The organism is Streptomyces sp. NPDC005931, assembly GCF_042871235.1.
In the GTDB taxonomy this organism is placed as follows: Bacteria; Actinomycetota; Actinomycetes; order Streptomycetales; family Streptomycetaceae; genus Streptomyces.
Window position 1 is genome coordinate 171,224 of the sequence record NZ_JBIAIG010000010.1, and the last position, 25,766, is coordinate 196,989.

The 25,766-nt window shown below is 73.0% G+C and carries 28 protein-coding genes and 1 riboswitch; of the genes, 18 read left to right on the forward strand and 10 right to left on the reverse strand.

Features of this window, described 5'->3' with window-relative positions; translation table 11 throughout:
- Nucleotides 1-3: 3 nt before the first annotated feature.
- From ACFYOV_RS23160 to ACFYOV_RS23175, 4 genes are all read right to left on the reverse strand, one after another.
- Complete coding sequence (locus tag ACFYOV_RS23160; protein WP_389090249.1) at nt 4-1,725, reverse strand: urease subunit alpha; 1,722 nt, start codon at nt 1,723-1,725, stop codon at nt 4-6.
- Nucleotides 1,718-2,029, reverse strand: a complete 312-nt coding sequence (locus tag ACFYOV_RS23165) for an urease subunit beta (RefSeq protein ID WP_389090250.1) — start codon at nt 2,027-2,029, stop codon at nt 1,718-1,720. The genes ACFYOV_RS23160 and ACFYOV_RS23165 overlap by 8 nt, the downstream gene beginning before the upstream one ends.
- 14 nt (nt 2,030-2,043) lie before the next feature.
- Nucleotides 2,044-2,346 (reverse strand): urease subunit gamma, encoded by a 303-nt coding sequence (locus tag ACFYOV_RS23170; RefSeq protein WP_389090252.1) that lies wholly within the window; start codon nt 2,344-2,346, stop codon nt 2,044-2,046.
- Nucleotides 2,347-2,693: 347 nt separating this feature from the next.
- Nucleotides 2,694-2,993 (reverse strand): type II toxin-antitoxin system Phd/YefM family antitoxin, encoded by a 300-nt coding sequence (locus ACFYOV_RS23175; protein ID WP_389090253.1) that lies wholly within the window; start codon nt 2,991-2,993, stop codon nt 2,694-2,696.
- 95 nt (nt 2,994-3,088) lie between these two features.
- On the opposite strand from ACFYOV_RS23175, the gene ACFYOV_RS23180 reads away from it, so the two are divergent.
- From ACFYOV_RS23180 to ACFYOV_RS23190, 3 genes are all read left to right on the forward strand, one after another.
- Nucleotides 3,089-3,739, forward strand: a complete 651-nt coding sequence (locus ACFYOV_RS23180; RefSeq protein ID WP_389090255.1) for an ATP-dependent Clp protease proteolytic subunit — start codon at nt 3,089-3,091, stop codon at nt 3,737-3,739.
- Between the two features lie 7 nt (nt 3,740-3,746).
- Entirely contained in the window at nt 3,747-4,055 is a 309-nt protein-coding gene (locus tag ACFYOV_RS23185; RefSeq protein ID WP_389090256.1) for a hypothetical protein, read from the forward strand.
- A 335-nt stretch (nt 4,056-4,390) separates the two neighbouring features.
- Nucleotides 4,391-4,593, forward strand: a riboswitch (cyclic di-AMP (ydaO/yuaA leader).
- Between the two features lie 3 nt (nt 4,594-4,596).
- Nucleotides 4,597-5,070, forward strand: a complete 474-nt coding sequence (locus ACFYOV_RS23190; RefSeq protein ID WP_389090258.1) for a C40 family peptidase — start codon at nt 4,597-4,599, stop codon at nt 5,068-5,070.
- Nucleotides 5,071-5,436: 366 nt separating this feature from the next.
- Here ACFYOV_RS23190 and ACFYOV_RS23195 read toward each other — a convergent pair whose 3' ends face one another.
- On the reverse strand, nt 5,437-5,961 hold the full coding sequence (locus tag ACFYOV_RS23195; RefSeq protein ID WP_389090259.1) for an ATP-binding protein: 525 nt from the start codon (nt 5,959-5,961) through the stop codon (nt 5,437-5,439).
- A gap of 212 nt (nt 5,962-6,173) precedes the next feature.
- Between ACFYOV_RS23195 and ACFYOV_RS23200 the strand changes: the two genes are divergently transcribed.
- The gene (locus ACFYOV_RS23200) at nt 6,174-7,034 is read left to right on the forward strand and encodes a helix-turn-helix domain-containing protein (RefSeq protein WP_389090260.1); all 861 of its coding nucleotides are present in this window, start codon (nt 6,174-6,176) and stop codon (nt 7,032-7,034) included.
- A gap of 9 nt (nt 7,035-7,043) precedes the next feature.
- Entirely contained in the window at nt 7,044-7,268 is a 225-nt protein-coding gene (locus ACFYOV_RS23205; protein ID WP_389090261.1) for a DUF397 domain-containing protein, read from the forward strand.
- 48 nt (nt 7,269-7,316) lie between these two features.
- Here the strand turns inward: ACFYOV_RS23205 and ACFYOV_RS23210 are convergent, their stop codons facing one another.
- Nucleotides 7,317-8,444: an 8-amino-7-oxononanoate synthase gene (locus tag ACFYOV_RS23210; protein ID WP_389090262.1), complete on the reverse strand. Its 1,128-nt coding sequence runs from the start codon at nt 8,442-8,444 to the stop codon at nt 7,317-7,319.
- Nucleotides 8,445-8,591: 147 nt separating this feature from the next.
- Between ACFYOV_RS23210 and bioB the strand changes: the two genes are divergently transcribed.
- From bioB to ACFYOV_RS23230, 4 genes are all read left to right on the forward strand, one after another.
- Nucleotides 8,592-9,815: a biotin synthase BioB gene (gene bioB, locus ACFYOV_RS23215; RefSeq protein WP_389090263.1), complete on the forward strand. Its 1,224-nt coding sequence runs from the start codon at nt 8,592-8,594 to the stop codon at nt 9,813-9,815.
- Nucleotides 9,808-11,088, forward strand: coding sequence for an adenosylmethionine--8-amino-7-oxononanoate transaminase (locus ACFYOV_RS23220; protein ID WP_389090264.1), 1,281 nt, complete (start codon nt 9,808-9,810; stop codon nt 11,086-11,088). The genes bioB and ACFYOV_RS23220 overlap by 8 nt, the downstream gene beginning before the upstream one ends.
- 1 nt (nt 11,089) lies before the next feature.
- On the forward strand, nt 11,090-11,806 hold the full coding sequence (bioD, locus tag ACFYOV_RS23225) for a dethiobiotin synthase (RefSeq protein ID WP_389090266.1): 717 nt from the start codon (nt 11,090-11,092) through the stop codon (nt 11,804-11,806).
- 79 nt (nt 11,807-11,885) lie between these two features.
- Entirely contained in the window at nt 11,886-12,587 is a 702-nt protein-coding gene (locus tag ACFYOV_RS23230; RefSeq protein WP_389090267.1) for a class I SAM-dependent methyltransferase, read from the forward strand.
- 16 nt (nt 12,588-12,603) lie between these two features.
- Here ACFYOV_RS23230 and ACFYOV_RS23235 read toward each other — a convergent pair whose 3' ends face one another.
- Together ACFYOV_RS23235 and ACFYOV_RS23240 are read right to left on the reverse strand one after the other, a co-directional pair.
- On the reverse strand, nt 12,604-12,978 hold the full coding sequence (locus tag ACFYOV_RS23235; protein WP_389090268.1) for a fic family toxin-antitoxin system, toxin component: 375 nt from the start codon (nt 12,976-12,978) through the stop codon (nt 12,604-12,606).
- A 4-nt stretch (nt 12,979-12,982) separates the two neighbouring features.
- Nucleotides 12,983-13,246: a toxin-antitoxin system HicB family antitoxin gene (locus ACFYOV_RS23240; RefSeq protein WP_389090269.1), complete on the reverse strand. Its 264-nt coding sequence runs from the start codon at nt 13,244-13,246 to the stop codon at nt 12,983-12,985.
- A 201-nt stretch (nt 13,247-13,447) separates the two neighbouring features.
- Between ACFYOV_RS23240 and ACFYOV_RS23245 the strand changes: the two genes are divergently transcribed.
- The 8 genes from ACFYOV_RS23245 (at nt 13,448) to mug (ending at nt 22,905) form a co-directional block, all read left to right on the forward strand.
- Nucleotides 13,448-14,332 (forward strand): ABC transporter ATP-binding protein, encoded by an 885-nt coding sequence (locus ACFYOV_RS23245; protein WP_389090271.1) that lies wholly within the window; start codon nt 13,448-13,450, stop codon nt 14,330-14,332.
- Between the two features lie 7 nt (nt 14,333-14,339).
- Nucleotides 14,340-16,907 carry an ABC transporter permease gene (locus ACFYOV_RS23250; RefSeq protein WP_389090272.1) on the forward strand — a complete coding sequence of 856 codons (2,568 nt, stop codon included), beginning with the start codon at nt 14,340-14,342 and terminating at the stop codon, nt 16,905-16,907.
- A gap of 121 nt (nt 16,908-17,028) precedes the next feature.
- Entirely contained in the window at nt 17,029-17,466 is a 438-nt protein-coding gene (locus tag ACFYOV_RS23255) for a GNAT family N-acetyltransferase (RefSeq protein WP_389090273.1), read from the forward strand.
- Nucleotides 17,467-17,625: 159 nt separating this feature from the next.
- Nucleotides 17,626-18,972, forward strand: coding sequence for a hemolysin family protein (locus tag ACFYOV_RS23260; protein WP_389090275.1), 1,347 nt, complete (start codon nt 17,626-17,628; stop codon nt 18,970-18,972).
- Nucleotides 18,969-19,991: a hemolysin family protein gene (locus ACFYOV_RS23265; RefSeq protein ID WP_389090276.1), complete on the forward strand. Its 1,023-nt coding sequence runs from the start codon at nt 18,969-18,971 to the stop codon at nt 19,989-19,991. Before ACFYOV_RS23260 ends, ACFYOV_RS23265 begins: the two co-directional genes overlap by 4 nt.
- Before the next feature lie 77 nt (nt 19,992-20,068).
- Nucleotides 20,069-20,845 carry an SGNH/GDSL hydrolase family protein gene (locus tag ACFYOV_RS23270; protein ID WP_389090278.1) on the forward strand — a complete coding sequence of 259 codons (777 nt, stop codon included), beginning with the start codon at nt 20,069-20,071 and terminating at the stop codon, nt 20,843-20,845.
- A 72-nt stretch (nt 20,846-20,917) separates the two neighbouring features.
- Nucleotides 20,918-22,360, forward strand: a complete 1,443-nt coding sequence (purB, locus tag ACFYOV_RS23275; protein WP_389090279.1) for an adenylosuccinate lyase — start codon at nt 20,918-20,920, stop codon at nt 22,358-22,360.
- Between the two features lie 47 nt (nt 22,361-22,407).
- Nucleotides 22,408-22,905, forward strand: a complete 498-nt coding sequence (gene mug / locus ACFYOV_RS23280; protein WP_389090281.1) for a G/U mismatch-specific DNA glycosylase — start codon at nt 22,408-22,410, stop codon at nt 22,903-22,905.
- Nucleotides 22,906-22,935: 30 nt separating this feature from the next.
- On the opposite strand, the gene ACFYOV_RS23285 is transcribed toward mug, so the two are convergent.
- Nucleotides 22,936-23,376, reverse strand: coding sequence for a hypothetical protein (locus tag ACFYOV_RS23285; RefSeq protein WP_389090282.1), 441 nt, complete (start codon nt 23,374-23,376; stop codon nt 22,936-22,938).
- 218 nt (nt 23,377-23,594) lie between these two features.
- Here ACFYOV_RS23285 and ACFYOV_RS23290 point away from each other — a divergent pair, with 218 nt between their 5' ends.
- Entirely contained in the window at nt 23,595-24,752 is a 1,158-nt protein-coding gene (locus ACFYOV_RS23290) for an ROK family transcriptional regulator (RefSeq protein WP_389090283.1), read from the forward strand.
- 103 nt (nt 24,753-24,855) lie between these two features.
- Here the strand turns inward: ACFYOV_RS23290 and ACFYOV_RS23295 are convergent, their stop codons facing one another.
- Entirely contained in the window at nt 24,856-25,617 is a 762-nt protein-coding gene (locus tag ACFYOV_RS23295; RefSeq protein ID WP_389090284.1) for a GntR family transcriptional regulator, read from the reverse strand.
- Nucleotides 25,618-25,766 lie beyond the last annotated feature (149 nt).

The window sequence follows — 25,766 nt, forward strand, 5'->3', positions numbered from 1 at the left end:
CCTTCAGAACAGGAAGTAGCGCTGGGCCATGGGCAGTTCGTCGGCCGGCATGGCCTCGACGAGTTCCCCGTCGATGCGCACGGCGAAGCTGTCGGGGTCGACGCGCACGTCGGGCCGGGCGTCGTTCTCCCGCATGTCGGCCTTGGTCACGCCGCGCGTCGACTCGATGGCCACGAACCGTTTGCCGAGTCCGAGCCGCTCCGGGAGCCCGTCCTCGAGGGCGAGCGGGGCGACGAAGGTGACCGAGTTGGCGGCGGGCGCCCGCCCGATCGCCCCGTACATCGGCCGGGGCAGCACCGGCTGCGGTGTCGGGATGGAGGCGTTGGCGTCGCCCATCTGCGCGTAGGCGATCTGGCCGCCCTTGAGCACGAGGTGGGGCCTCACACCGAAGAACGCCGGTTCCCACAGCACCAGATCGGCCAGTTTGCCGCTCTCCACGGACCCGATCTCACGGGCGAGGCCCTGGGCCAGGGCCGGGTTGACGGTGTACTTGGCGACATAGCGACGCACCCGGAGGTTGTCCGCGCGCCCGTCGCCGGGGAGGGCCCCGCGGCGCCTCTTCATCACGTGGGCGGTCTGCCAGGTCCGCATGATCACCTCGCCGACCCGGCCCATGGCCTGGGAGTCGGAGGAGATGATCGAGATCGCGCCGAGGTCGTGCAGGACGTCCTCGGCTCCGATGGTGGAGGGCCGGATCCGGGACTCGGCGAACGCCAGGTCCTCGGGCACCGCCGGGTTGAGGTGGTGGCACACCATCAGCATGTCGAGGTGTTCCTCGGCGGTGTTGACGGTGAAAGGCCGGGTGGGGTTGGTCGAGCTGGGCAGCACGTGCGGCTCCGAGACCACGGTCATGATGTCCGGCGCGTGGCCGCCGCCCGCGCCCTCGGTGTGGTAGGCGTGGATGCCGCGCCCGGCGATCGCGGCGAGCGAGTCGCCCACGAAACCGGCCTCGTTGAGGGTGTCGGTGTGGATGGCGACCTGGATACCGGTCCGCTCGGCGACGGTCAGGGACGCGTCGATGACGGCCGGGGTCGAGCCCCAGTCCTCGTGCAGCTTCAGCCCGACCGCGCCGCCACGGATCTGCGAGAGCATCGCCTCGTGGGAGACGGTGTTGCCCTTGCCGAGCAGGCCGATGTTCAGCGGGTGGGCCTCCATCGCCTCCAGCATCCGCGCCAGGTGCCAGGGCCCGGGGGTGACCGTGGTGGCCTTGGAACCCTCGGCGGGCCCGGTGCCCCCGCCGACCAGGGTGGTGACGCCGGAGGCCAGGGCCTCGTCGGCGATCTGCGGGCAGATGAAGTGCACATGGGCGTCGACGGCACCGGCGGTGAGGATCCGCCCGTTCCCGGCGATGATCTCGGTCTCGGGACCGAGAACGAGGTCCGGATGGACGCCGTCCATGGTGTCGGGGTTGCCGGCCTTGCCGATGCCGGTGATCCGGCCGTCCCGGATGCCGACGTCGGCCTTGACGATCCCCCAGTGGTCGACGATCACGGCGCCGGTGACGACGGTGTCCGGGGTGCCGTCCGCCCGTGTGGCGCGCGACTGGCCCATGGACTCGCGGATGACCTTGCCGCCGCCGAACACCGCCTCGTCGCCGGCGCGTCCGGGGCCGCCGCAGCGGTCCTCCTCGATCTCGATCAGCAGATCGGTGTCGGCGAGCCGGATGCGGTCGCCGGTCGTCGGGCCGAACAGGTCGGCGTAGGCGGCGCGGGAGAGCTCAGGCATCGAGGGCGCCTCCGGTCTCGCCGCGGAGTCCCGGCACGAGCCGGGCGCCGGCGAGCGGCACGAGCTCGACCTCGACCGGGATGCCGGGCTCGAAGCGCACGGCGGTCCCCGCGGCGACGTTCAGCCGTCTGCCCCGGGCGGCGGTCCGGTCGAACTCCAGGCCCGGGTTGGCCTCGGCGAAGTGGTAGTGGGAGCCGACCTGGACGGGCCGGTCGGCGGCGTTGAGGACGGTGAGGCGGGTGACCTCGCGGCCGGTGTTGCAGACGATCGGGTCGTCGGCGAAGAGGACCTCTCCGGGGATCACGAAGGCGGCTCTCCTCAGACGATCGGATCATGGACGGTGACGAGCTTGGTGCCGTCCGGGAAGGTCGCCTCCACCTGGACGTCGTGGATCATCTCGGGGATGCCCTCCATGACGTCGTCCCGGGTGAGCAGGGTGCGCCCGGACGCCATGAGTTCGGCGACGGTCCGGCCGTCACGGGCGCCTTCCAGGACGTGCGACGTGATGAGGGCGACCGCCTCCGGGTGGTTGAGCCTCAGCCCGCGGGCGCGGCGCCCGGCGGCCACGTCGGCCGCGACGTGGATGAGCAGCCTCTCCTGCTCGTGCGGCGTCAGACGCACGGTGCACCTCACCGTCCTCGCTCCGGACGTGCGGGTCCGGTTGGCCCGGCCACCGGGCGTCGTCCCCGGCGGCGTGGAGGGGCACGCTAGTGGGGCGGCGTTTCGGGGACGTTAACCGCGCGGCGTCGCGGCGCGCGGGGGACGGACGGCGGGGTCCGGCCACCCGGTCGGGCCGGTCCGTCGCCGTCCGGGCCCGCAGGCCGCCACGGGGCGCCACGTCGGGGGCGGCGGCGTACGGGGACCGCCGCACCGGGGACCGGGCGTGCGGCGGCACCGGCGGCCGGGCGTGAGCCCGCACCGCCCGTTCGTCCCGCCGCCGGTCGCCCGTCGCCGGTCGCCGAGGCCGCCTACGAGGGGGCCGTCCCACGGTGCTCGGCGGCGATGCCGAAGCGCTGCTGTTCGCGGGGAGCGGACGGGGCGGCTCCGCTGACGCCGGCGACCGTGCTGACCACCTGCTCGCCGACCGGTTCCGGCGCGTCCCGCACCTCCTGGCGTTCTTCGATTCGCCGCAGGTCGTCGGCGGAGACAAGGGCGACGAGAGGCTTTCCGTGGCGGGTGACCACCACGCGCTCACCGCCGTACACCACCCGGTTGATCAGGTCGGCGAGCTCAGCCCTGGCTTGGGTCACCGGAATCTCGTAGGCCATGCGCCCATCATAACGTCACGTACATCCTGTACATTTTTTACAGACAGGCCGTGTACCGCGCCGGAGACAGCTCCGCCCACGAGGAGGGGGTTCCCATGACCCGACCGCCCGCCGCCCCGCCGTCCGCCCGCCACGTCCTGCCCGAGTTCACCGAACGCGCGCCGCTCGGGCACCGCACCACGGATCCGTACGCGAAGCTGCTCAAGGAGCGGATCGTCCTCCTCGGCACCCGGATCGACGAGACCTCCGCGAACGACGTGCTGGCGCAGTTCATGTACCTGGAGCACCAGGCCCCCGAGCGGGACATCTCGCTCTACGTCAACTCTTCCGGCGGCTCCTTCCACGCCATGTCGGCGATCTACGACACGATGCGCTACGTGACCTGCGACGTGGAGACCGTCTGCCTGGGGCAGGCGGACGGAACCGCCGCCCTGCTGCTGGCTTCGGGCACCCCGGGGAAGCGATGGGTGCTGCCCGGGGCACGGCTGGTGCTGCGTCAGCCGGAGGCGCCCGAGCCGATCGAGGGCCGGGCGAGCGACCTCGCCGCCGCAGCCGGGGAACTGACGCGTGTTCGGGCCCGCATGGAGGAGATCCTCGTCCGGCACACGGGCCGCAGTCCGGAGCAGGTCCGCGCGGACGTCGAGCGCGACACGGTGCTCGACGCGCGGGCGGCGGTGGAGCACGGCCTGGTGGACCGGATCGTGCCCGACCGCGGCGGCGCGCGTCCTGCCGCCGGCGGGCGGTGAGCCGTCGATGCTGCCGCCCGAGCTGCCCCCGCTGCCGGCGCTCACCCGCGCCGAGGCGGAGTTGATCGACCGTTACCTGGAGGTCGTCGACCTGGTGGGCCGGATCAACCCGGCCTCGCCCGGCGACACCTATCGCGGACTGCGCGCCGCACAGGCGCTGGTCGGCAAGGCCGTCGCGCTGCGGGACGCACTGACCGTGATGCACCGGCGCGGGGAGACCGAACTGCACGCCGAGACCCTGGCGCGGGCGCTGCGAGTGCTGGACGGCGAGCGGCGCACGGCCCGCGTCACCCTGCCACCGGGCAGCACCGGTTGACGCCCGTACCGGTCCGGGCGGCGGGCCGCGACGGCGGCACGTGCGGACCGGAGTTGAAACGGACCAAACGGCTTACCCCCATGCGGCGTAGACGAACCTGCTGTTTTCGGGGCGCCGGAGTTGCGCAATGCGCCGGGACCGAAGACGGAATGGGGCATTTCACCGCTGGTTGGAGGGTCCTCGGAGGCCTGGACGGAGACTCGAACATGCGGGTGTCCACCCGAACGGGTGAGTGGTGAGTAACAACACAAATCCCCGGTTCCGTTGGGATTTCGGGCCGGCCATGAGTCAAGATCCCTGACTGACGACAAGACCCCGCCGCCGCGGCGGGGCGATCCGGGCGGACGCCGAGTCCTGCCGCCGCCCGGATGACCGGTCGACAGGAGTGGATCGGCAGGAGTGGAGGACCCGAGCACGACGGGTCGCCGGGACGTCCGTTCCGAGCAGCCCTTGGGGTGAAGCCGCACTCGTGCGGCCGGGCAACTTCGCCAGCCCGAATCCGACAGGTCATCCTTCACAGGCGGCTGACGAAGGGTTGCGCATGTCTGCGCTCAATCGTGTCCCGTCTCTCATGGCCCGGGCCGGCACGGCCTCGGCCCTCACCCTCGCCGCCGTGGGCGGTTCGATCGCGGTCCCCGGTGTCGCCTCCGAGGCGGCGGCCGCCACCCCGGCGGCCAAGGCCCTCCAGGTCGCCGCCTCCAAGAAGGGCGCGCCCTACAAGTGGGGGGCCACCGGACCGTACAGGTTCGACTGCTCGGGCCTCACCCTGTACTCGTTCAAGAAGGCCGGCAAGAAGCTGCCGCGTACGGCGGCCCAGCAGTACAACAAGACCCGCCACATCTCCTCCAAGAGCCGCAAGAGGGGGGACCTGGTCTTCTTCCACTCGGGCCGGAACGTGTACCACGTCGGTATCTACGCGGGCAAGGACAAGATCTGGCACGCGCCCAAGACCGGGGACGTGGTGCGCCTCCAGAAGATCTGGACCCGCAGCGTCTGGTACGGCCGGGTCAAGTAGCCCACGAGGGCGGCGGAACGCCGGGGGTCCGCCGCCCGGCCGGAAGTCCGCGTCCCGGAGACCGACGCCCGGGGCGCGCTGTGCCGCGGCCGGGACCGCCCACGCCGTGTCCCGGCTCCTGCTCACCGCGACACGGGGGCGGCCGCTCGTCGGCGTGCCAGGCATTCCGGCCCCACGGGCACTCGTCCCGCAGGCCCGCTGGACGGCGCCCGCCCGGGGCGGGTCCGCGCCGTCCGTACGGGCGGCCCCTGCCGGCGCCGCAACGGGCCCTCACCGAGTCGGCCCCGACCGCAACCGGTCGGCGGGCCCGGCCCGTGCCGCCGCCCTTCCGTGCTTCCGTAGCGCCGTGCTGCCACGCCGACCCGGCTACGGCTCCTGCTGGCCCGCCGCGGAGACCGGTTCGGCCAGGTCGCGTTCGGACGGGGCGGGGGCCGGTGTGGCCGGGTCGGCCGCGACCGGCTCGCCGGGCGCCGGGATCGTCCACGGGATCTCGACGGAGATCGTCTTGCCGCCCTCGCGCGTGGGGCGGATTCGCAGTCTGCCGCCGCACTCCGCGGTCAGCCAGCGGATGATCACCAGTCCGCGGCCGTTGTCCTGCTGGACTGCCGCGGGCAGTCGCCTGGGCAGCCGGGGGTGGCTGTCGGTGACCCCGACGCACAACCGTTCGTCACGGTCCAGGGTGATGTCCACCGTGAAGGTGGGCGACTGCCCGAAGGTGTGCTGTACGGCGTTCGTGGCGAGTTCGGAGACGATCAGCCGCACCGTGTCGGACACGTCCGTGTCCGTCGGCAGGCCCCATTCCGCCAGCGTGCCCACCACATGGGCACGGGCCGCGGAGACCGAGGCCGGCTCGCTCGGCAGAGTGACGGATGCTTCCAGATGGTCTGCCATGGCGACGTCGTCCCTTTCCCACGGGACCGCAGTCCGACACGGAGCGGTTGGTTCGAGTACGGTCCCGCACTGGTGCTTCGTCGCCAGACTGCCATCACCGCAGGGTGAAGGGCGCCGATCCACCAAGATATGCATATATCTGTCGCTCAAAGCGGTGAACTCTGCGACGCGAGACCGTATGCGGGCGGCCCGGAAGGAGTAAGGAGAGGCCCATGCAGCACGGTCCCGCGGTGCGCCGCCGGAAACTGGGCGCCGAATTGCGCGCCCTGCGCACCTCGGCGGGGCTCACCAGCGGTGAGGCGGCCCGGCTGGTGGGCTGGCACCAGTCCAAGGTGAGCCGCATCGAGACCGGTACGAGCGGGGTGAAACCGGCCGACGTGCGGTCACTGCTCGACGCGTACGGCGTGGCCGACCGTCAACTGCGGGAACTCCTGCTGGTCCTGGCGGGCTGCGACGACAGCGGCGGCCGGCACCACTGGTGGCACGCGTACCGCGGGGTACTGCCGCCGACCTACCGCGACTTCATCAGCCTGGAGTCCCAGGCGAGCGCGATGTGCACCCTGGAGACCACCGTGGTCCCCGGACTGCTCCAGACGCCGGAGTACGCGCGTGCGGTGACGCGGGCCGCGCTGGAGGGCGTGTCCGAGGAGCGGCTGGACACCCTGGTGGAGGTGCGGCTGGCCCGGCAGGACGTGCTGCGCATGGATCCGCCGCTGGAGCTGAGCGCGGTCCTCGACGAGGCGGTGCTGCACCGGGAGGTGGGCGGCCCGGGCGTGCTGGCCCGGCAGCTGGAGCGGCTGGTGGAGGCGGCGCGCCTGCCCCACGTACGGCTCCAGGTCCTGCCGTTCAGCGCCGGAGCACACATCGGCGTGACCGGCCCTTTCGTCATCTTCTCATTTTCGCGCACTTCTGATCTGGACGTTGTTGTTCTCGACCACTTGACGAGTAGCCTCTATCTCGAGCGGAAAGAAGACCTCCAGGCCTACGTGGAGGCCTTCAACGCCCTTTCGGTCCACGCCCTTTCACCCGAGGAATCGTTGGATTTCATCGCCGGGACTGCTGCCGGCGTGTAAGGAGGCATGATGCCTGCACCGCCTCGGACCATCCCTTCCAGCACCGAACTGCACGGCGTGCGGTGGCTGCGCAGCAGCTACAGCACGGGCGCGAACAACTGCGTCGAGACCGCCCGCCCGGCCGGCGGCCCCTGGGCCGGCCTGCTCGCCGTGCGCGACTCCAAGGACCCGGCCGGCCCGGCGCTGCTCTTCTCCCCCGGGAGCTGGGCGGACTTCGTGGCCGCGGTCCGCTGACCTGGTAACCGATCCCTGATCAGCGACGCACGGCCGTGCCACGCCGACTCATGGTCGCGTCTCGCCGATCACCCGTACAGCACGATCGATCTCGGCCCCGGAGAGGTCCGCGCGGGCGGTCAGCCTGAGCCGTGAGATGCCGTCGGGCACGGAAGGAGGACGGAAGCAGCCCACGGACAGGCCGGCCGCCCGGCAGTCGGCCGCCCATCGCACGGCCTCCTCCGGGGACGACGCGCGCACGGAGACGACCGCGGCGTCCGGACGCACCGCTTCCAGACCCGCGGCCGTCAGCCGCTCGTGCAGTTCACGCGCGACCGCGCCCGCCCGCGCCGCCCGCTGCGGCTCGCGGCCCAGCAGCCGCAGCGCCGCCAGCGCGGCGCCCGCCGCCGCGGGGGCCAGGCCGGTGTCGAAGATGAACGTCCGCGCGGCGTTGACCAGGTGCTCGACCACCCGGGCCGAACCCAGCACGGCCCCGCCCTGGCTGCCGAGCGACTTCGACAGCGTGACCGTCACGACCACGTCCTCGGCGCCCGCGAGTCCCGCCGCGTACGGGGCGCCGCGGCCGCCGTCGCCCAGGACCCCGAGACCGTGGGCGTCGTCGAGCACCAGCCCCGCCCCGTGCTCCCGGCACGCCTCGGCGAGCCCGGCCAGCGGGGCGGCGTCGCCATCCACCGAGAACACCGTGTCGGACACGGCGACGGCCGGTCCGTCGTGCGCGCCCAGGGCCTTGCGCACGGCGTCGGGTTCGGCGTGCGCCACGACCTGGGTGGTCCCCCGGGCCAGCCGACAGCCGTCGATCAGCGAGGCATGGTTGCCCGCGTCCGAGACGACGAGCGAACCGTGCGGGGCCAGCGCCGTGACCGCGGCGAGGTTGGCCGCGTAACCGGACGAGAAGACCAGGGCCGCCTCGAACCCGCAGAAGGCGGCCAGCTCCCGCTCCAGTTCGGTGTGCAGTTCGGTGGTGCCCGTGACCAGCCGCGACCCCGTAGCCCCGCCGCCCCAGGTGCGCGCGGCCCGGGCCGCGGCCTCGGTGACCTCCGGGTGCCGGGCCAGCCCCAGGTAGTCGTTGCTCGCAAGGTCGAGGAGCGGAGTCTCGGCGGGGCGCGGGCGCAGGGTCCGTACGAGTCCGGCACGGCGGCGCCGTTCCGCCTGCGCGTCGATCCAGCCGAACGCCACGGGTCCTCCAGCGGTTTTGTAGGCAGTGCACAGACACTAGCGGGACCACCGCCGGACCACCGTGTGGCAATACCCACACCTCCAAGCGCCTCTGTTGTACGAACTCTCCTTGGCCGGAGGCGGCCGAGTAGGACAGGATCGGCTCTCATGGACCTGCTGAACACGCTGGTGGACAAGGGGCTTCGGCGCGAGACGCCGAGCCGTGAGGAAGCGCTGGCCGTCCTCGCGACGTCCGACGACGACCTGCTCGATGTGGTGGCCGCGGCCGGGAAGGTGCGCCGGCACTGGTTCGGACGGCGGGTGAAACTCAACTATCTCGTCAACCTCAAGTCCGGCCTGTGCCCCGAGGACTGCTCCTACTGCTCCCAGCGGCTGGGCTCCAAGGCCGAGATCCTGAAGTACACCTGGCTCAAGCCGGACCAGGCGTCGAAGGCGGCCGCCGCCGGTCTCGCGGGCGGTGCCAAGCGGGTGTGCCTGGTGGCCAGCGGGCGCGGTCCGACCGACCGTGACGTGGACCGGGTCTCCGACACGATCAAGGCGATCAAGGAGCAGAACGAGGGTGTCGAGGTGTGCGCCTGCCTCGGCCTGCTCTCCGACGGCCAGGCCGAGCGGCTGCGCGAGGCGGGCGCGGACGCCTACAACCACAACCTCAACACCTCCGAGGGCACCTACGGCGAGATCACCACCACGCACACCTACGCCGACCGCGTGGACACCGTGCGGAAGGCGCACGCGGCGGGGCTGTCGGCCTGCTCCGGTCTGATCGCGGGCATGGGCGAGAGCGACGAGGACCTGGTCGACGTGGTGTTCTCGCTGCGCGAGCTGGACCCGGACTCGGTACCGGTGAACTTCCTGATCCCGTTCGAGGGCACGCCGCTCGGCAAGGAGTGGAACCTCACCCCGCAGCGCTGCCTGCGGATCCTCGCGATGGTGCGGTTCGCCTGCCCGGACGTCGAGGTACGGATCGCGGGCGGGCGCGAGGTGCACCTGCGCACCCTGCAGCCGCTCGCCCTGCACCTGGCCAACTCGATCTTCCTCGGCGACTACCTCACCAGCGAGGGCCAGGCCGGCAGGGCGGACCTGGAGATGATCGCCGACGCCGGCTTCGAGGTGGAGGGCACCGGCGAGGTGACCCTGCCCGAGCACCGCGCGGGCGGTTGCGGCGGGCACACGGGTGGTTGCGGCTCCCACGAGGACGGCGAGGGCTGCGGCTCGCACCAGGGCGGCGGCGTGTGCGGTTCGGTGCCGGAGGGCGCCGGCTCGTGCGCGGACACGGCCGGGGAGAGCGTGCGGGCGGCCGACGGCCCGCGCCCCGACCTGGTGGCCGTGCGCCGGCGCGGCGCCGGAACGGACCTCGCGCCCAATGCGTGAGCGGTCCGTCACCGAGCTGCTGGAGCTGGACCGGCGGCACGTCTGGCACCCGTACGGGCCCATGCCGGGCCGTCAGAAACCGCTCGTCGTGGAGTCGGCGAGCGGTGTGCGGCTCAAGCCGGCCGACGGCTCGGGCGAACTGGTCGACGGCATGTCGTCCTGGTGGTCGGCCATCCACGGCTACAACCACCCGGTGCTGAACGAGGCGGCGCGCGAGCAGCTCGCGCGCATGAGCCACGTGATGTTCGGCGGGCTCACCCACGAGCCCGCGGTACGGCTCGCGAAACTCCTTGTCGACATGTCGCCGGACGGCCTGGAGCACGTGTTCCTCGCCGACTCGGGGTCGGTGTCGGTCGAGGTCGCCGTCAAGATGTGCCTCCAGTACTGGCGTTCCCTGGGCCGGCCGGAGAAGCGGCGGCTGCTGACCTGGCGGGGCGGCTACCACGGTGACACGTGGCAGCCGATGTCGGTGTGCGACCCCGAGGGCGGGATGCACGAGCTGTGGAGCGGGGTGCTGCCGCGTCAGGTCTTCGCCGACGCCCCGCCCGCCGGGTACGAGGAGTCGTACGCCGAGCACCTGCGGGAGCTGATCGCGCGGCACGCCGGTGAGCTGGCCGCGGTGATCGTGGAGCCGGTGGTGCAGGGCGCGGGCGGGATGCGCTTCCACTCCCCCGCTTACCTGCGGGTGCTGCGCGAGGCGTGCGACGCGCACGACGTGCTGCTGGTGTTCGACGAGATCGCCACCGGGTTCGGCCGTACGGGCGCCCTGTTCGCGGCGGGTCACGCGGCCGTGACACCGGATGTGATGTGCGTGGGCAAGGCGCTGACCGGCGGTTATCTGACGATGGCGGCGACGCTGTGCACATCGAGGGTGGCCGACGGCATCTCGCGCGGGGAGGTGCCGGTGCTGGCGCACGGTCCGACGTTCATGGGCAATCCGCTGGCGGCGGCCGTGGCCTGCGCCTCGATCGAGCTGCTGCTCGGGCAGGACTGGCTCGCCGAGGTCAAGCGGATCGAGGCGGGGCTCCGGGACGGGCTGGCGCCCGCGGCCGAGCTGCCGGGGGTCCGCGACGTGCGGGTGCTCGGGGCCATCGGGGTGGTGCAGCTCGATCACGCCGTGGACATGGGGGCGGCGACTCGCGCGGCGGTACGCGAGGGCGTGTGGCTGCGGCCGTTCCGCGATCTGATCTACACCATGCCGCCGTACGTCACGGGTGACGCGGACGTGGCGCGGATCGCCCGCGCGGTGTGCGCGGCGGCGCGGGAGGGATGACATGCCGGTACTGGTGATCACGGGCACAGGGACCGAGGTCGGCAAGACGGTGGTGACGGCCGCGGTCGCCGCCACGGCGCTGGCGGCGGGCCGTTCGGTGGCCGTGCTGAAGGCGGCGCAGACGGGTGTGGGCCCCGACGAGCCGGGGGACGCCGAGGAGGTGGTGCGGCTGGCCGGTGCCGTGACGGCGGCCGAGGTCGCCCGGTTCCCGGAGCCCTTGGCACCCGGGACGGCGGCCCGCAGGGCGGGCAGGGCACCCGTGCACCCGCACGAGGTCGCGGAGCGGGCCGCCAAGCTGGCCACCGAGCATGATCTGGTGCTGGTCGAGGGCGCGGGCGGACTGCTGGTCCGCTTCGACGCGGCTGGCGGGACGCTGGCCGACACGGCGGCGCTGCTCGCGGCGCCGGTGCTGGTCGTGGCGGCAGCGGGCCTCGGCACCCTGAACGTCACGGAGCTGACGGTGCGGGAGCTGAGGTCCCGGAGCGTCGATCCGCTGGGCATCGTGATCGGCAGCTGGCCCGCGGCGCCCGATCTGGCCTCGCGCTGCAATCTGCTGGACCTTCCGGACGTGTCCGGGGTACCGGTGCTGGGCGCGGTGCCCGAGGGGGCGGCGTCGCTGGATCCCGCCGGGTTCCGCTCTGCGGCGCCGCACTGGCTGGCGCCCCGCCTGGACGGCACATGGGACGCCGAGGCCTTCCGGGTGCGCGAGGCGCCCTGACCCCGGCGTCGCCGGCAGGGGTGCAACGGGCCCGTACGGGGGGAGAATCGCGGTAAGGCCCGTCCCGGGGGAGGTCCTCATGCCGCTGCGGTTCCGTGGCTCCGGTCAGCAGGCTCCGGATCCCGTGCACCACCCGCTGTTCGCCCGCTACTACGCCCGGGTCAGTGTCGCCGCCGAGTCGCGGATGGGCATGGCGGGGGTGCGCCGGAGGCTGCTCGGCGGGCTGTCCGGGCGGGTGATCGAGGTGGGCGCGGGCAACGGACTGAACTTCGCGCACTACCCGGGCGCCGTCTCGGAGGTCGTCGCCATCGAACCGGAACGGGACCTGCGCCGGCTGGCCGTGGAGGCGGCCCTGCGCGCCCAGGTGCCGGTGGACGTGGCGCCGGGCGTGGCGGAGGCGCTGCCGGTCAAGAGCGAGGCGTTCGACGCGGCGGTGGTCTCGCTGGTGCTGTGCAGCGTTCGGGACGTTCCGCGGGCGCTCGCCGAGCTCAGGCGGGTGCTGCGTCCCGGCGGGCAGCTGCGGTTCTTCGAACACGGGCGGGGCGGCGGTCGGGTCATGCGCCTCACCCAGCGCGCCCTGGACCGGACGGTGTGGCCACCTCTGGCCGGCGGCTGCCACGTGTCGCGGGACCCGGTGGGCGCGCTGCGCGAGGCGGGGTTCGAACTCGGCCCCTACCGCACGATGCTGATGCCGGAGAGCGGGCCGGCACTGCCCACCTCGTACTGCGTCATCGGGACCGCGTGGCGGCCGCTCACGGACGCCACGACCCCACCGCGCTGACCGCCGAGGGCGCCGATCACTCGCTCCAGCGGCGCAGCTCCGCCGCGATGTCGTGAACGGACGCCTCGCCGCTCTTGACCAGCAGCGCCAGGTCGCGGACCTGCTCGGGCGAGGTCACGATCTTAAGGCCGCTCGCCACCAGGTAGGCATAGGCCACGGCCGAGGCGAACAGGGCGTTGGAGCGTTCCAGCGCGGGGACGTGGATCAGCTGCTGGAGCAGTGCGGCGGCGCGGGCGTGAGGGGTGTCGTAGACGGGGACGCCGAAGATCTCGGCCCGGTGCCGCGCGACGGCGGCGACGAGGGCTCCCCAGTCGGTGACCTGGGGGTCTCCGGGTGTCTGCTGCTCGGCGAGCATGAGCAGCCAGGCGAGGTCGATCCTGAGGTCGTTCAACGGCTCAGCGACGACCCTCGCGGTCCTGTGCCGCCGGCGCCGTTCGCGCAGGGGCGGCGGCCCCGTCGTACTCCTCGGCGAAGACGGAGGCGTACTGCTTCATGAAGTCGGCGGCGGCCTCCACGAAGGTGTGGCCGACCTCCCCGGCGTCCTGCCGGACCAGCTCCTCGATGTAGCGGTTCACGCTCATCCCACGGGCCAGGGCCCGTTCCCGCGCCGCGCGGGCGGTGCCCTCGTCGACGCGCACGTTCAGCTGGGTCTTCGCCATGCCTCGAAGCTAGCGCGGGGACGCTAGCACCGGCAAGGGCGTCTCGCGCCCCGCGAGGAAGGTGCCCCTTACATCGATGAGGGGGACCCGACCTGAGACGGAGACCCGCCGGAACCCAGGGGGGATACCGGCTCTGGGCCGGGTCACACTACCCTCGGGCGCGACGAGTACCACGTGACGCCCTCACGGAGGAGGCGGGCCTTGTCCTCACCTGCTGCCCAGCACGCCCCCGGCCTCGCGCCGGGTGATGGGATCGCCGCCCGCGCCCGCGGCCTGACCAAGGCGTACGGCTCGGGCGAGACCGCCGTGCTCGCCCTGGACTCGGTGGACGTGGACATCGCGCGCGGGCGGTTCACCGCGGTCATGGGCCCCTCGGGGTCGGGGAAATCCACGCTGATGCACTGCCTTGCGGGGCTCGACACCGTCTCGGCCGGACAGGTGTGGCTCGGCGACACGGAGATCACGGGCCTGAGGGAGCGTGAGCTGACCCGTTTGCGGCGCGACCGCGTCGGCTTCATGTTCCAGTCGTTCAACCTCATCCCGACCCTGAACGCGCTGGAGAACATCACGCTGCCGATGGACATCGCGGGCCGCAGGCCCGACCAGAAGTGGCTGGACGAGGTCATCGACACGCTGGGGCTCAGGGGCCGGCTCAAGCACCGGCCCGCGCAGCTGTCCGGCGGACAGCAGCAGCGCGTGGCCTGTGCGCGGGCACTGGCCTCGCGGCCCGAACTGATCTTCGCGGACGAGCCGACCGGCAATCTGGACTCGCGTGCCGGGCTCGAGGTCCTGGGCATCCTGCGCGAGGCCGTGGACCAGCTCCACCAGACGGTCGTAATGGTGACGCACGACCCGGGCGCCGCGGCCCACTCCGACCTGGTGCTGTTCCTGGCGGACGGCCGGATCGTCGACGAGATGCCGCGGCCGACGGCGGAAGCCGTGCTGGAGCGCATGAAGCGCTTCGACGTGATCCGCGTGCAGAGCGGGGACGCCGGAACGGACGACGCCTCCCGGGCGCCGAACGACCGGGCGGCCCGCGGCGCGGACGCCGGCCGCGGCGGCGTGGTCACCGGCGACGAGGACTGAGGCAGCCGTGCTCAGGGCGACACTCAGGAGTTTCCTGGCGCACAAGGGACGACTGGTGCTGTCCGCGCTGGCCGTGGTGCTGTCCGTGGCGTTCGTCGCGGGCAGCCTGATCTTCTCCGACACGGTCTCGCGCACCTTCGACCGGCTGTTCGCCTCGAGCTCCGCCGACGTGACGGTCGAGCCCCGCGACGACCTCGACGCGTCCGTGCCCACCGGTGCCGTGCGAACCCTGCCGGCCTCGCTCACCGAGCGGCTGACCGGCATCGACGGGGTCGCGTCGGCCCACGCGGACGTCGAGGTGGACAACATCACCGTGGTCGACGGCGACAACGAGTCGGTCGGCTCGACCACCGGGGCCCCCACCATCGCGACGGACTGGTACGTCTCGGAGCGCAGCGTCGTGGAGCTCACCTCCGGCCGGGCCCCGCGCGGTGCCGGTGAGGCCGTCGTCGACGCGGACACCGCCGACAGCAAGGACATCCGGATCGGGGACCGGCTGTCCGTGCAGGCGCAACCGGGCACGCTGCGGGTCGAGGTCGTCGGCATCGCCACGTTCACCACCACCAACCCCGGGGCGGCGCTGGTCTACCTCGACCCCGCGATCGCCGCCGAACGGCTCCTGGGATCGGCGGACCGGGCCACGAGCATCTCGGTCCAGGCGGCGCCGGGCGTGAGGGACACCGAACTCGCGCGGCGTGTCACCGCCGAGCTCGGCACCGGCGACTACGGGATCCGGACGGCCGACGAACAGGCGAAGACGGCCGCCGACGAGCTCGGCGGGTTCCTGGACGTGATCAAGTACGTGATGCTCGGTTTCGCGGGCATCGCCGTGCTGGTCGGCATCTTCCTGATCGTCAACACCTTCTCGATGCTGATCGCGCAGCGCACCCGTGAACTGGGTCTGCTGCGGGCGCTCGGCGCCGATCGGCGGCAGGTGCGGCGTTCGGTGCTCACCGAGGCGGTCCTGCTCGGCCTGGTGGGCTCCACACTGGGCCTGGCGGCCGGCATCGGCCTGGCGGCCGGGCTGATCCGGCTCATGGGCGCGTTCGGCATGAATCTCAGGACCGCGGAGATGGTCATCGGCTGGGTCACTCCCGTCACGGCGTACGCCGTGGGCGTCGGGGTGACCTTCGTGGCGGCCTATCTCCCGGCGCGCCGCGCGGCCGGCGTGTCACCCATGGCCGCGCTCACGGACGCCGAGATCGCCGGGACGGGTCGGCCGTTGCGCACCCGTGCGGTCGTGGGTGGCGTCGTCGGTGCGCTCGGCGCGGCCGCACTGGTGGGCTGCGCGGTCGCGGGCGAGACCTCGACGGCCGCGTCCCTGCTGGGGCTGGGGGTCGTCCTCACGCTGATCGCCACGGTGATCGCCGGCCCGCTGCTGGTCCGGCCGGTGATCCGGGTGCTGGGCGGGGCCTTCCCCGCGCTGTTCGGCCCCGTCGGGCGGATGAGCCAGCGCAATGCCCTGCGCAACCCCCGCCGCACGGGCGCCACCGCGGCCGCGCTCATGGTGGGGTTGGCCCTGGTCGGCGGCATGTCGGTGGCCAGCGCCTCCATGTCCCGCTCCTTCGACCGGCAGATCGACCGGACGCTGGGCGCGGACTTCGTGGTCCAGAACGCGAACTTCCTGCCCTTCTCCCAGGAGGTCACCGACCGGGTGCGGGACACCGAGGGCGTGGGGCTGGTGGTCCGGCAGCGGTTCGCGCCGGTGGCGGTGACCCTGCCGGACGGCGAGCGCATCGAGACCACGGCCGCCGGCTACGACGACCGGGTCGACGACGTCGCCCGGATCACGTACGCGAGCGGCGGCACGGCGGCAGCCCTGGCGGAGGGCAGCATCGCCATGGACGCCGATTTCGCCCGCGAGCACGACGTGCGCGTCGGCAGCCGCGTCCCGGTGGAGTTCCCCGGCCGGCAGCGCACCGAGCTCACGGTGGGCGCCCTCACCGACATGGAGGGCGGTGAGGGCTTCGGCATGCAGGGCGGCCTCTTCCTCGGCATCGCCACGGTCGAGAGGTACGTGCCGGGCGGACAGGACTCCGCGCTGTACGTCAACGCGGCGGAGGGCACCGGCGCGGACGACATGCGCGACCGGCTGGAGCGGGCGCTCGACCCGTATCCGCAGGTGCAGGCACGCGACCAGGCCGACTACAAGGAGCTGGTGCACGACCAGATCGCCGTGCTGCTCTATCTCGTCTACGCCCTGCTGGGCCTGGCGATCATCATCGCGGTGCTAGGTGTGGTGAACACCCTCGCACTGTCGGTCGTGGAGCGCACGCGGGAGATCGGGCTGCTGCGGGCCATCGGGCTGGCCCGGCGGCAGCTGCGGCGGATGATCCGGCTGGAGTCGGTGGTGATCGCCGTGTTCGGCGCGGTGCTCGGACTGGCGCTGGGTCTGGTGTGGGGCGTGTGCGTCCAGCAGGTCCTGGCCCTGCAGGGCATGACCGCCCTGGCGATCCCCTGGGGCACGGTCGTCGCGGTCGTCGTCGGCTCGGCAGTGGTGGGGATCGCGGCGGCACTGCTGCCGGCGTTGCGGGCGTCGCGCATGAACGTGCTGGAGGCGATCGCGCACGAGTGAGCGGGCGCGGCCACGGGTGGCCGTCGTGGTCACGGGCCGCACCCGCACGGCGGTTGGCGGCCGCGGCGTCCGGATCGCGAAATGACGTGTTCGCCGTGCGCGGGCGTGCTGTGATCACCGCATGAGCGAGCTGCGCATACGGGCCGCGGGGCCCGAGGATCTCGACGACGTCCTGGACTTCTGGAAGTCTGCTGCCGAGGGCACCAGCATCAGCGACGACCGGGCCGGGGTGGAGCGGCTGGTCGCGCGCGACCCCGAGGCACTGATCCTCGCCGAGCTGGACGGCGTGCTGGCCGGCACCGTGATCGCGGGCTTCGACGGCTGGCGCTGCCACCTGTACCGGCTGGCCGTGCGCCCGGACCGCCGCCGCCGGGGGATCGCCTCGGCGCTGCTGGCCGCCGCCGAGGCGCGATTCGTGCGGCTCGGCGGGCGCCGTGCCGACGCGATGGTGCTCCAGCGCAACGAGACGGCGCAGCACGCGTGGGGCGCCGCGGGGTACGCGCCCGAGGAGCGGTGGCGGCGCTGGGTGAAGCCGCTCGCGCGGCCCGACGGAGGGTGATCCACAACCCCTTCTCCATCGCTTTGCTGATCCTTTACCCTTGAGGGGCCACTCGGTCTCCATGAAAGGTTGTGTGCGTCCGCCCATGGGCGAGCCTCCCAGTACGCGACATCGCGCGTTCGTTCCCGTCCTGTCCGACGATGGGACGGAGGTGAACCGATGACCGAAGTGCTCCTCCTTCTCGCGGCGATCCTGCTCTCGCTCGCCTGCGGTGCCTTCGTCGCGGCCGAGTTCTCCCTCACCACGGTCGAGCGCGCCGAGCTGGAGCGGGCCGTCGAGCGCGGTGAGCGGGGCGCCCAGGGCGCGCTCAAGGCGGTACGGAACCTGACCTTCCAGCTCTCCGGCGCCCAACTCGGCATCACCGTCACCAACCTCGTGGTCGGCATGCTCGCCGAGCCGTCGATCGCCGCGCTGATCTCCGGCCCGCTCGAGGACCTGGGCGCCTCCGACTCCGTGGCGCACTCCGCGGCGCTGGTGATCGGTACGGCGTTGTCCACCGTGTTCCTGATGGTGGTCGGCGAGCTGGTGCCCAAGAACTGGGCGATCTCCTCGCCGCTGGCCGTGGCCAAGCGGGTGGGCACCGCCCAGCGCTGGTTCAGCGCCGCGTTCCGTCCCTTCATCACGCACCTCAACAACACGGCCAACCGCTTCGTGCGCCGCATCGGCCTGGAGCCCGCCGAGGAGCTGGCGTCCGCGCGCGGTCCCCAGGAACTCGCGGCGCTCGCCCGGCACTCCGCCAAGGAGGGTGCCCTGGAGCCCGACACGGCCGAGCTGTTCGTGCGCACCCTCAACCTCGTCGACCTCACCGCGGAGAACGTGATGACCCCGCGCGTCCAGGTCGTCGCCCTTGAGGTACAGGCGACCTGCGAGGACGTGGCCAACGCGACGAGGGCGACGGGGCTTTCCCGGTTCCCCGTCTACCGCGGCACCCTCGACTCGGTCGTCGGGACGGCGCACGTCAAGGACGTCCTCGCGGTGCCGGCGGAGCGCCGGGCGCGCGTCCCCGTGTCCGAGTTGATGCGCGAACCGCTGCTCGTCCCGGAGACGCTCACCGTGGACCGTCTCCTGGACCGGCTGTCCGGCCGGCGCACCATGGCCGTGGTGATCGACGAGTACGGCGGCACCGCCGGCGTGGCCACGCTGGAGGACATCGTCGAGGAGGTCGTCGGCGAGGTGCGCGACGAGCACGACCCCCATGAGACCCCCGACCTGGCCCGGGCCGGGACGGACGAGGAGGGCCACGCCCTGTACTCGGCCGACGGCTCCGCGCGCGTGGACCAGCTCGAGCGGGTCGGCCTGCGCGCGCCGGAGGGGCCCTACGAGACCCTGGCCGGGCTCGTGGCCACGGAGCTGGGACGGATACCCGCGGTCGGTGACACCGTCGAGGTCGCCGGCTGGCGGATGGAGGTGCTGGACGCCACCGGCCGCCGCGCGGCACGCGTCCAGCTGCGCGCGCCGCTCGCAGCGGACACGCGCTCCACGAACGACGAGGGGGCCCGGCGATGACCGCGATACAGCTGCTGATCGGTCTGGCGACGCTCGTCGTCAACGCGTTCTTCGTGGGCGCGGAGTTCGCGCTGATCTCGGTGCGCCGCAGCCAGATCGAGCCGCACGTCGACCGGGGCGACCGGCGCGCCAGGAGCGTGCTGTGGGGCCTGGAGCACGTGTCCGCGCTGATGGCGGCCGCGCAGCTCGGCATCACCCTGTGCACCCTGGTGCTCGGTGTGGTCGCCGAGCCGGCCATCGCGCACCTGCTCGAGCCGGCGTTCCACGCGATGGGGGTGCCGGAGGGCGCCGGGCACGCGGTCTCGTTCGTGATCGCGCTGAGCCTGGCGACGTATCTGCACATGCTGCTGGGCGAGATGGTGCCGAAGAACATCGCGCTCGCGGAGCCGGTGCGCAGCGCGCTGGTGCTGGGGCCGCCGCTGGTGGCGCTGTCCCGGGCGCTGCGCCCGGTGATCTTCACGATCAACGCCTTCGCCAACGCCCTGCTGAAGCTGTTGCGGGTCGAGGCGCGCAACGAGGTCGTCGCGTCCTTCTCGGACGCGGAGCTGGCGCAGATCGTGAAGGACTCCAGCGAGGCCGGACTGATCGACGACCGCGCGCAGGAGCGGCTGCACGACGCGCTGGAGCTGGGCCGCCGACCGGTGCGCGACGTGGTGGTGCCCCTGGAGCGGGTGGTGTACGCCCGCGTGGGAATCACCCCGGAGGGACTGGAGCGGCTGTCGGCGGAGTCCGGGTTCTCCCGCTTCCCGGTGGTGGACGAGGGGCGGCGGATCGTCGGCTACCTGCACGTCAAGGACGCCCTGGACGCCTCCCCGCGGGATCTGCCGTTCCGGCTGCGGGACATGCGCTCCATCGCCCGTGTGCGGGAGAGCACACCGCTGGACGACGTCCTGACGGCCATGCGCGGCAGCCGGACCCACCTGGCGGCGGTGCTCGGTGCGGACGGGCGACTGGCGGGGCTGGTGACCATGGAGGACGTCCTGCGGGAGCTGTTCGGGCAGCGCACCGAGCAGACCTGAGCGGGGGCCCGGACCGGCCGGGGTGAGGGAGGCCGACCGACCGACGGGTATGTGCACGGGATACCATCTCTGTCGCCATGCAGACGAATCCCACCCACAGCAGCCTGGTCGCGGTCGGCGACTCCTTCACCGAGGGCATGTCGGACCGGCTGCCCGACGGCACCTACCGGGGCTGGGCCGACCTGCTCGCCACGAGGATGGCGGCCGTCACCCCCGGATTCCGGTACGCCAACCTCGCGGTGCGCGGCAAGCTGATCCAGCAGATCGTCGACGAACAGGTGGAGCAGGCGGCGGCCATGCGGGCCGACGTCGTCACCCTCGTCGGCGGCCTCAACGACACGCTGCGTCCCAAGTGCGACATGGTGCGCGTGCGCGACCTGCTCACCGAGGCCGTGGAGCGGCTGGCCCCGAACTGCAGGCAGCTGGTGCTGATGCGCAGCCCGGGCCGCCGGGGGCCGGTCCTCGAGCGCTTCCGGCCGCGCATGGAGGCGCTGTTCGACTGCGTCGACGAACTCGCCGAGCGGCACGGTGCGCTGGTCGTCGACCTGTACGGTGCCCCGTCGCTCGGCGACCCGCGGCTGTGGGACGTGGACCGGCTGCACCTGACCGCCGAGGGGCACCGCAGGGTCGCGGAGGCGGTGTGGCAGACGCTCGGTTACGTCCCCGAGGACCCCGAGTGGCACCTGCCCCTGGAGGCGACGGCCCCGGAGCGTTGGGCAGCCCGGCGGATCGCGGACGCCCGGTTCGCGCGCCGGCACCTGCTGCCGTGGATCGCCCGCCGCCTCACCGGCCGCTCCTCGGGTGACGGCCTGCCCCCCAAGCGCCCGGAGCTGCTCCCCTTGGAGGGCCGGTAGCGCGCCCTTGTGGTTTCCTCCAGGCCACCCGGTGGGACGGGCCTGCACGAATCGCCAGTAGAATCCGTACACGTGACTGCTGCGCCCGCCAAGCCCCGTATCCCGAACGTCCTCGCCGGACGTTACGCCTCCACCGAGCTCGCCACGCTCTGGTCGCCCGAGCAGAAGGTGAGGCTCGAGCGGCAGCTCTGGCTCGCCGTCCTGCGGGCCCAGAAGGACCTCGGGATCGAGGTGCCGGACGCGGCGATCGCCGACTACGAACGGGTGCTCGACCAGGTCGACCTCGCCTCGATCGCCGAGCGCGAGAGGGTCACGCGCCACGACGTGAAGGCCCGCATCGAGGAGTTCAACGATCTCGCCGGGCACGAGCACGTGCACAAGGGCATGACCTCCCGCGACCTCACCGAGAACGTGGAGCAGCTCCAGATCCGGCTCTCGCTGGAGCTGGTGCGCGACCGCGCGGTGGCCGTGCTGGCGCGCCTGGGCAGGCTGGCCGGTGAGTACGGCGAGCTGGTCATGGCCGGCCGCTCGCACAACGTGGCGGCGCAGGCCACCACCCTGGGCAAGCGCTTCGCGACCGCCGCCGACGAGCTGCTGGTGGCGTACGGCCGGGTGGAGGAGCTGCTGGGCCGGTACCCGCTGCGCGGCATCAAGGGCCCGGTCGGCACGGCGCAGGACATGCTGGACCTGCTCGGCGGGGACGCGACCAAGCTCGCGGAGCTGGAGCGGCGGATCGCCGGGCACCTGGGCTTCTCCGAGGCGTTCACCTCGGTGGGCCAGGTCTACCCGCGTTCGCTGGACTATGAGGTGGTGACCGCGCTGGTGCAGCTGGCGGCGGCGCCGTCGTCGCTGGCGAAGACGATCCGGCTGATGGCGGGGCACGAGCTGGTCACCGAGGGCTTCAAGCCCGGACAGGTGGGCTCCTCGGCCATGCCGCACAAGATGAACACCCGTTCCTGTGAGCGCGTCAACGGCCTGATGGTGATCCTTCGCGGCTACGCCTCGATGACCGGCGAGCTGGCGGGCGACCAGTGGAACGAGGGCGACGTGTCCTGCTCGGTGGTGCGCCGCGTCGCGCTGCCGGACGCGTTCTTCGCCCTGGACGGTCTGCTGGAGACGTTCCTGACGGTGCTCGACGAGTTCGGCGCGTTCCCGGCGGTCGTGGCCCGCGAGCTGGACCGCTACCTGCCGTTCCTCGCCACCACCAAGGTGCTGATGGGCGCCGTGCGCGCGGGCGTCGGCCGTGAGGTCGCGCACGAGGCGATCAAGGAGAACGCGGTCGCCACGGCCCTCGCGATGCGCGAGCAGGGCGCCGAGCGCAACGACCTGCTGGACAAGCTCGCCGCCGACGAGCGGCTGCCGCTCGGCCGCGCCGAACTGGAGGCGCTGATGGCGGACAAGCTGTCCTTCACGGGTGCCGCCGGCGACCAGGTCGCCACCGTCGTGGGCCGCGTCGAGGAGATCGTGAAGCAGCGTCCCGAGGCCGCCGGCTACACCCCCGGAGCGATCCTCTGACCCGCCGCTTCACCCGGGAGGAGCTGGAGGCCGCCCGCGACCGGCTGGTGCCGGACGTGGTCGCGGACGGCCTCCGGGTGCTCTTCTGCGGCATCAACCCCGGCCTGATGACCGCGGCGACGGGTCACCACTTCGCCCGCCCCGGCAACCGGTTCTGGCCCGTCCTGCACCGCTCCGGCTTCACGCCGAGGCAGCTGAGGCCGTCGGAGCAGCGGGAGCTGCTCTCGTACGGGCTCGGCATCACCAATGTCGTGGCGCGGGCGTCCGCGCGGGCGGACGAGCTGAGTGCCGAGGAGTACCGCGAGGGCGGGCGGCTGCTCGCCCTGAAGGTGGCCCGTCTGCGTCCGCGCCGGCTGGCCGTGGTGGGGGTCACGGCCTACCGGGCCGCGTTCGGCGACCGCACGGCGCGGGTGGGTCCGCAGGAGCGGCGGATCGGTGACACGCGTGTGTGGGTGCTGCCCAACCCGAGCGGACTGAACGCCCACTGGACGCTGGATACGATGGCCGAGGAGTTCGCCCGGCTCCGCGAGGCCGCGCAGGGGTGACCGGGCCACTCCCGAACCTCGGGGCGCCTGTCACGGGGGGTCGGTTTCCGTGACCACCGCCAGCAACCGGACGTCGTCGCTCTCGTCCCGGTCGGCGACCGCCACGGCCACCCAGCGGCCGGTGCCCCGCACCTCCCACAGCCAGGCCACGCGCGCGTGGGCGCTCAGCCATGCCCACGGCTCGGGTATCTCCTCGCGCTCGGTGCGCAGCAGGACCGTCTCCAGATTCCAGGGGGCGACGTCCCCCCAGCGTGAGGCCAGCAGTTCGTAGACGGCGTCCCGGTCCTTCTCGTACTGATCCACCGTCACCGCCCGCAGCGCCCGGTCCCCCGTCCGCGGTCCCCCGCCGGCTTCCAACACCGCGACATGGTGGCCCGGCCCCCCGAAGCCGACGTCCGACGGGCCGTGCTCCGCCGGGAAGGGGCGGAAGCACAGCTCGTCGATGAGGGCGATGTGCTGTGCGATGTTCATGCGGTCCAGTAAACCCGCCGCCACTGACACTTGGCGGGGCGTCAGCCGACTCCCGGTCAGGTGGGGTCCGGCCCGGTGGAGGACCGCGGCGTGCGGGACCCCGGTTCCCCCGGAAGGCCGCACCGGCGGGTCGCGGGGCCCGCGTACGCCGGGTTCGCCGCCGTTCGCCGCGCCGAGTACGATCCGGCCAACACGCGCACGAGCTGGGAGGACGGACGGTGGGTCGGCTGACCGGCGGGGATCCCTCGCTGCTGCGAAGGATCAACTCCGCCGTGGTGCTGCACGCGTTGCGGGCCACGGACTGCGCGACGCTGACCGAGATCACGCGGGTGACGGGCTTGTCCCGGCCCACCGTCGAGGGCGTCGTGGAGGGGCTCATCGAGGCGGGCCTGGTGGTGGAGAAGGCGGCCGAGGAGGGCGCCGCCCGGCGGCAGGGGCGGCCGGCCCGGCGGTTCCGCTTCCGCGCGGAGGCCGGCCATCTGCTGGGCCTGGAGATCGGGGCCCACCGGGTGGCGGCGCTGCTGGCCGACCTGGACGGCCGGGTGGTCGGGGCGCAGGCGAAGCACGTCGACGAGACGGCCGGCGCCGACGAACGGCTGGAGCGGCTGCGCACCGCCGTCGCCGAGTTGCTGCGCCGGGCGGGGGTCCCCCGCGGCTCCCTGCGCGCGGTCGGCGTGGGCACGCCGGGGATCGTCGAGGCGGACGGCACGGTGCGGCTGGGCACGGCGCTGCCCGGTTGGACGGGGCTCGGGCTGGGCGAGCGGCTGAGCCGGTCCTTCAAGTGCCCGGTGCTGGTGGAGAACGACGCCAACGCCGCCGTGGTCGCCGAGCACTGGAAGGGCGCCGCCAAGGACACCGACGACGTGGTGTTCGTACTGGCCGGGCTCAGCCCGGGCGCGGGCTCGCTGATCGGCGGGCGACTGCACCGGGGGTACGGCGGGGCGGCCGGTGAGATCGGGGCGCTGCACCTGCTGGGTCGGGAGGCGACGCCGGAGAAGCTGCTGTCGACCACGGACGAGCCGCTGCACCCGCTCGACGAGCAGGCGGTCGCCCAGGTCTTCGCCCAGGCCCGCCAGGGCGACAAGCGGGCGCTGGCGGCGGTGGACCGGTTCATCCAGCGGCTGGTGCACGACGTGGCGGCGCTGGTGCTCGCCCTGGATCCGGAGCTGGTCGTGATCGGCGGCTGGGCGGCGGGCCTGGACGGCGTCCTGGACCCCCTGCGCCGCGAACTGGCCCGCTACTGTCTGCGCCCGCCCGAGGTCACCCTGTCCCTGCTCGGGGAGGCGGCGGTCGCGACGGGGGCGGTGCGGCTGGCCCTGGACCACGTCGAGGAGCAACTGTTCGCGGTGGAGGGCACGGTGACCGCGCGCCGGTAGACGGCCCGTCCGGCGTCCGGGTGCGACGCGGCCGCGGCACCCGCGGCCGCGCCCCGTGCCCCCGGAGTGGGCGCTCCGGGGGCACGGGGAGGGCATGGTGTCCTCAGGACGCGCGGCGTTCGGGGCCGTGGTGGATCTCCACGCCGCCCGAGTCGCCGAAGGTCAGGCGGCAGGTGTCCGCACGGTAGGTGGCCACCGAGAGCGCGGCGGTCCGGCCGCGGGCGATATAGCGGGTGGTGACGACCAGGACGGGCGCTCCCGGCAGGCGGTCCAGTTCCCGGGCGTCGTCCGCACGCGCCGATCCCAGCTCCACCGCGTTCTCCTGCCGCTCCAGCTCCAGTCGCTGGAGTTCGCGCAGCACCGCACGCGCGCGTGCCGTGCCGGACGGCGCGTCGATGGCGGACAGGTCCGGCACCGACAGCGGCGGGACGTACAGCAGTTCGGCGGCGACGGGCTGGCCGTGCGAGACGCGGGAGCGGCGCACCGTGTGCACGGGCTCCTCACGGCCGGTCACGAGGGCCTCGGCGATGGGCGCCGGCGGCACGACGAGGGTGCAGTCCAGGGCCTGCCACGCGTCCTCGGGGCCACCCGGCCAGGCGTGCTGGGCGGTGCCGACGCGGACGCCCATGCGCGGCGGCGCGACGGTGGTGCCCACGCCGCGGCGTCGCTGGAGCCTGCCCTCCAGTTCGAGCTGCTCCAGGGCCTGCCGGAGCGTGGCGCGGGCGACACCGAAGCGGGCGGCCAGATCGCGCTCGTTGGGCAGGATCTCGCCCACGGAGAACTCCGAGTCCAGCGCCTCACTGAGCACGGTCTTGAGGTGCCAGTACTTCGGTTCCGGCACCGATTCCAGCTGCGTGGTCCCCACCCTGTCCTCCGCGATCGCCGTGTCCGGCGGCGTTTTAGCGCCCTTGTTTATTAAAGGTTGTTTCACTTCTCCGGCGACGATAGGACGGCCCCCACCCTTGGTCAATACCAATCGTCGATCCCCTGCACGTGGCGTGTTCGGGCTGCCAC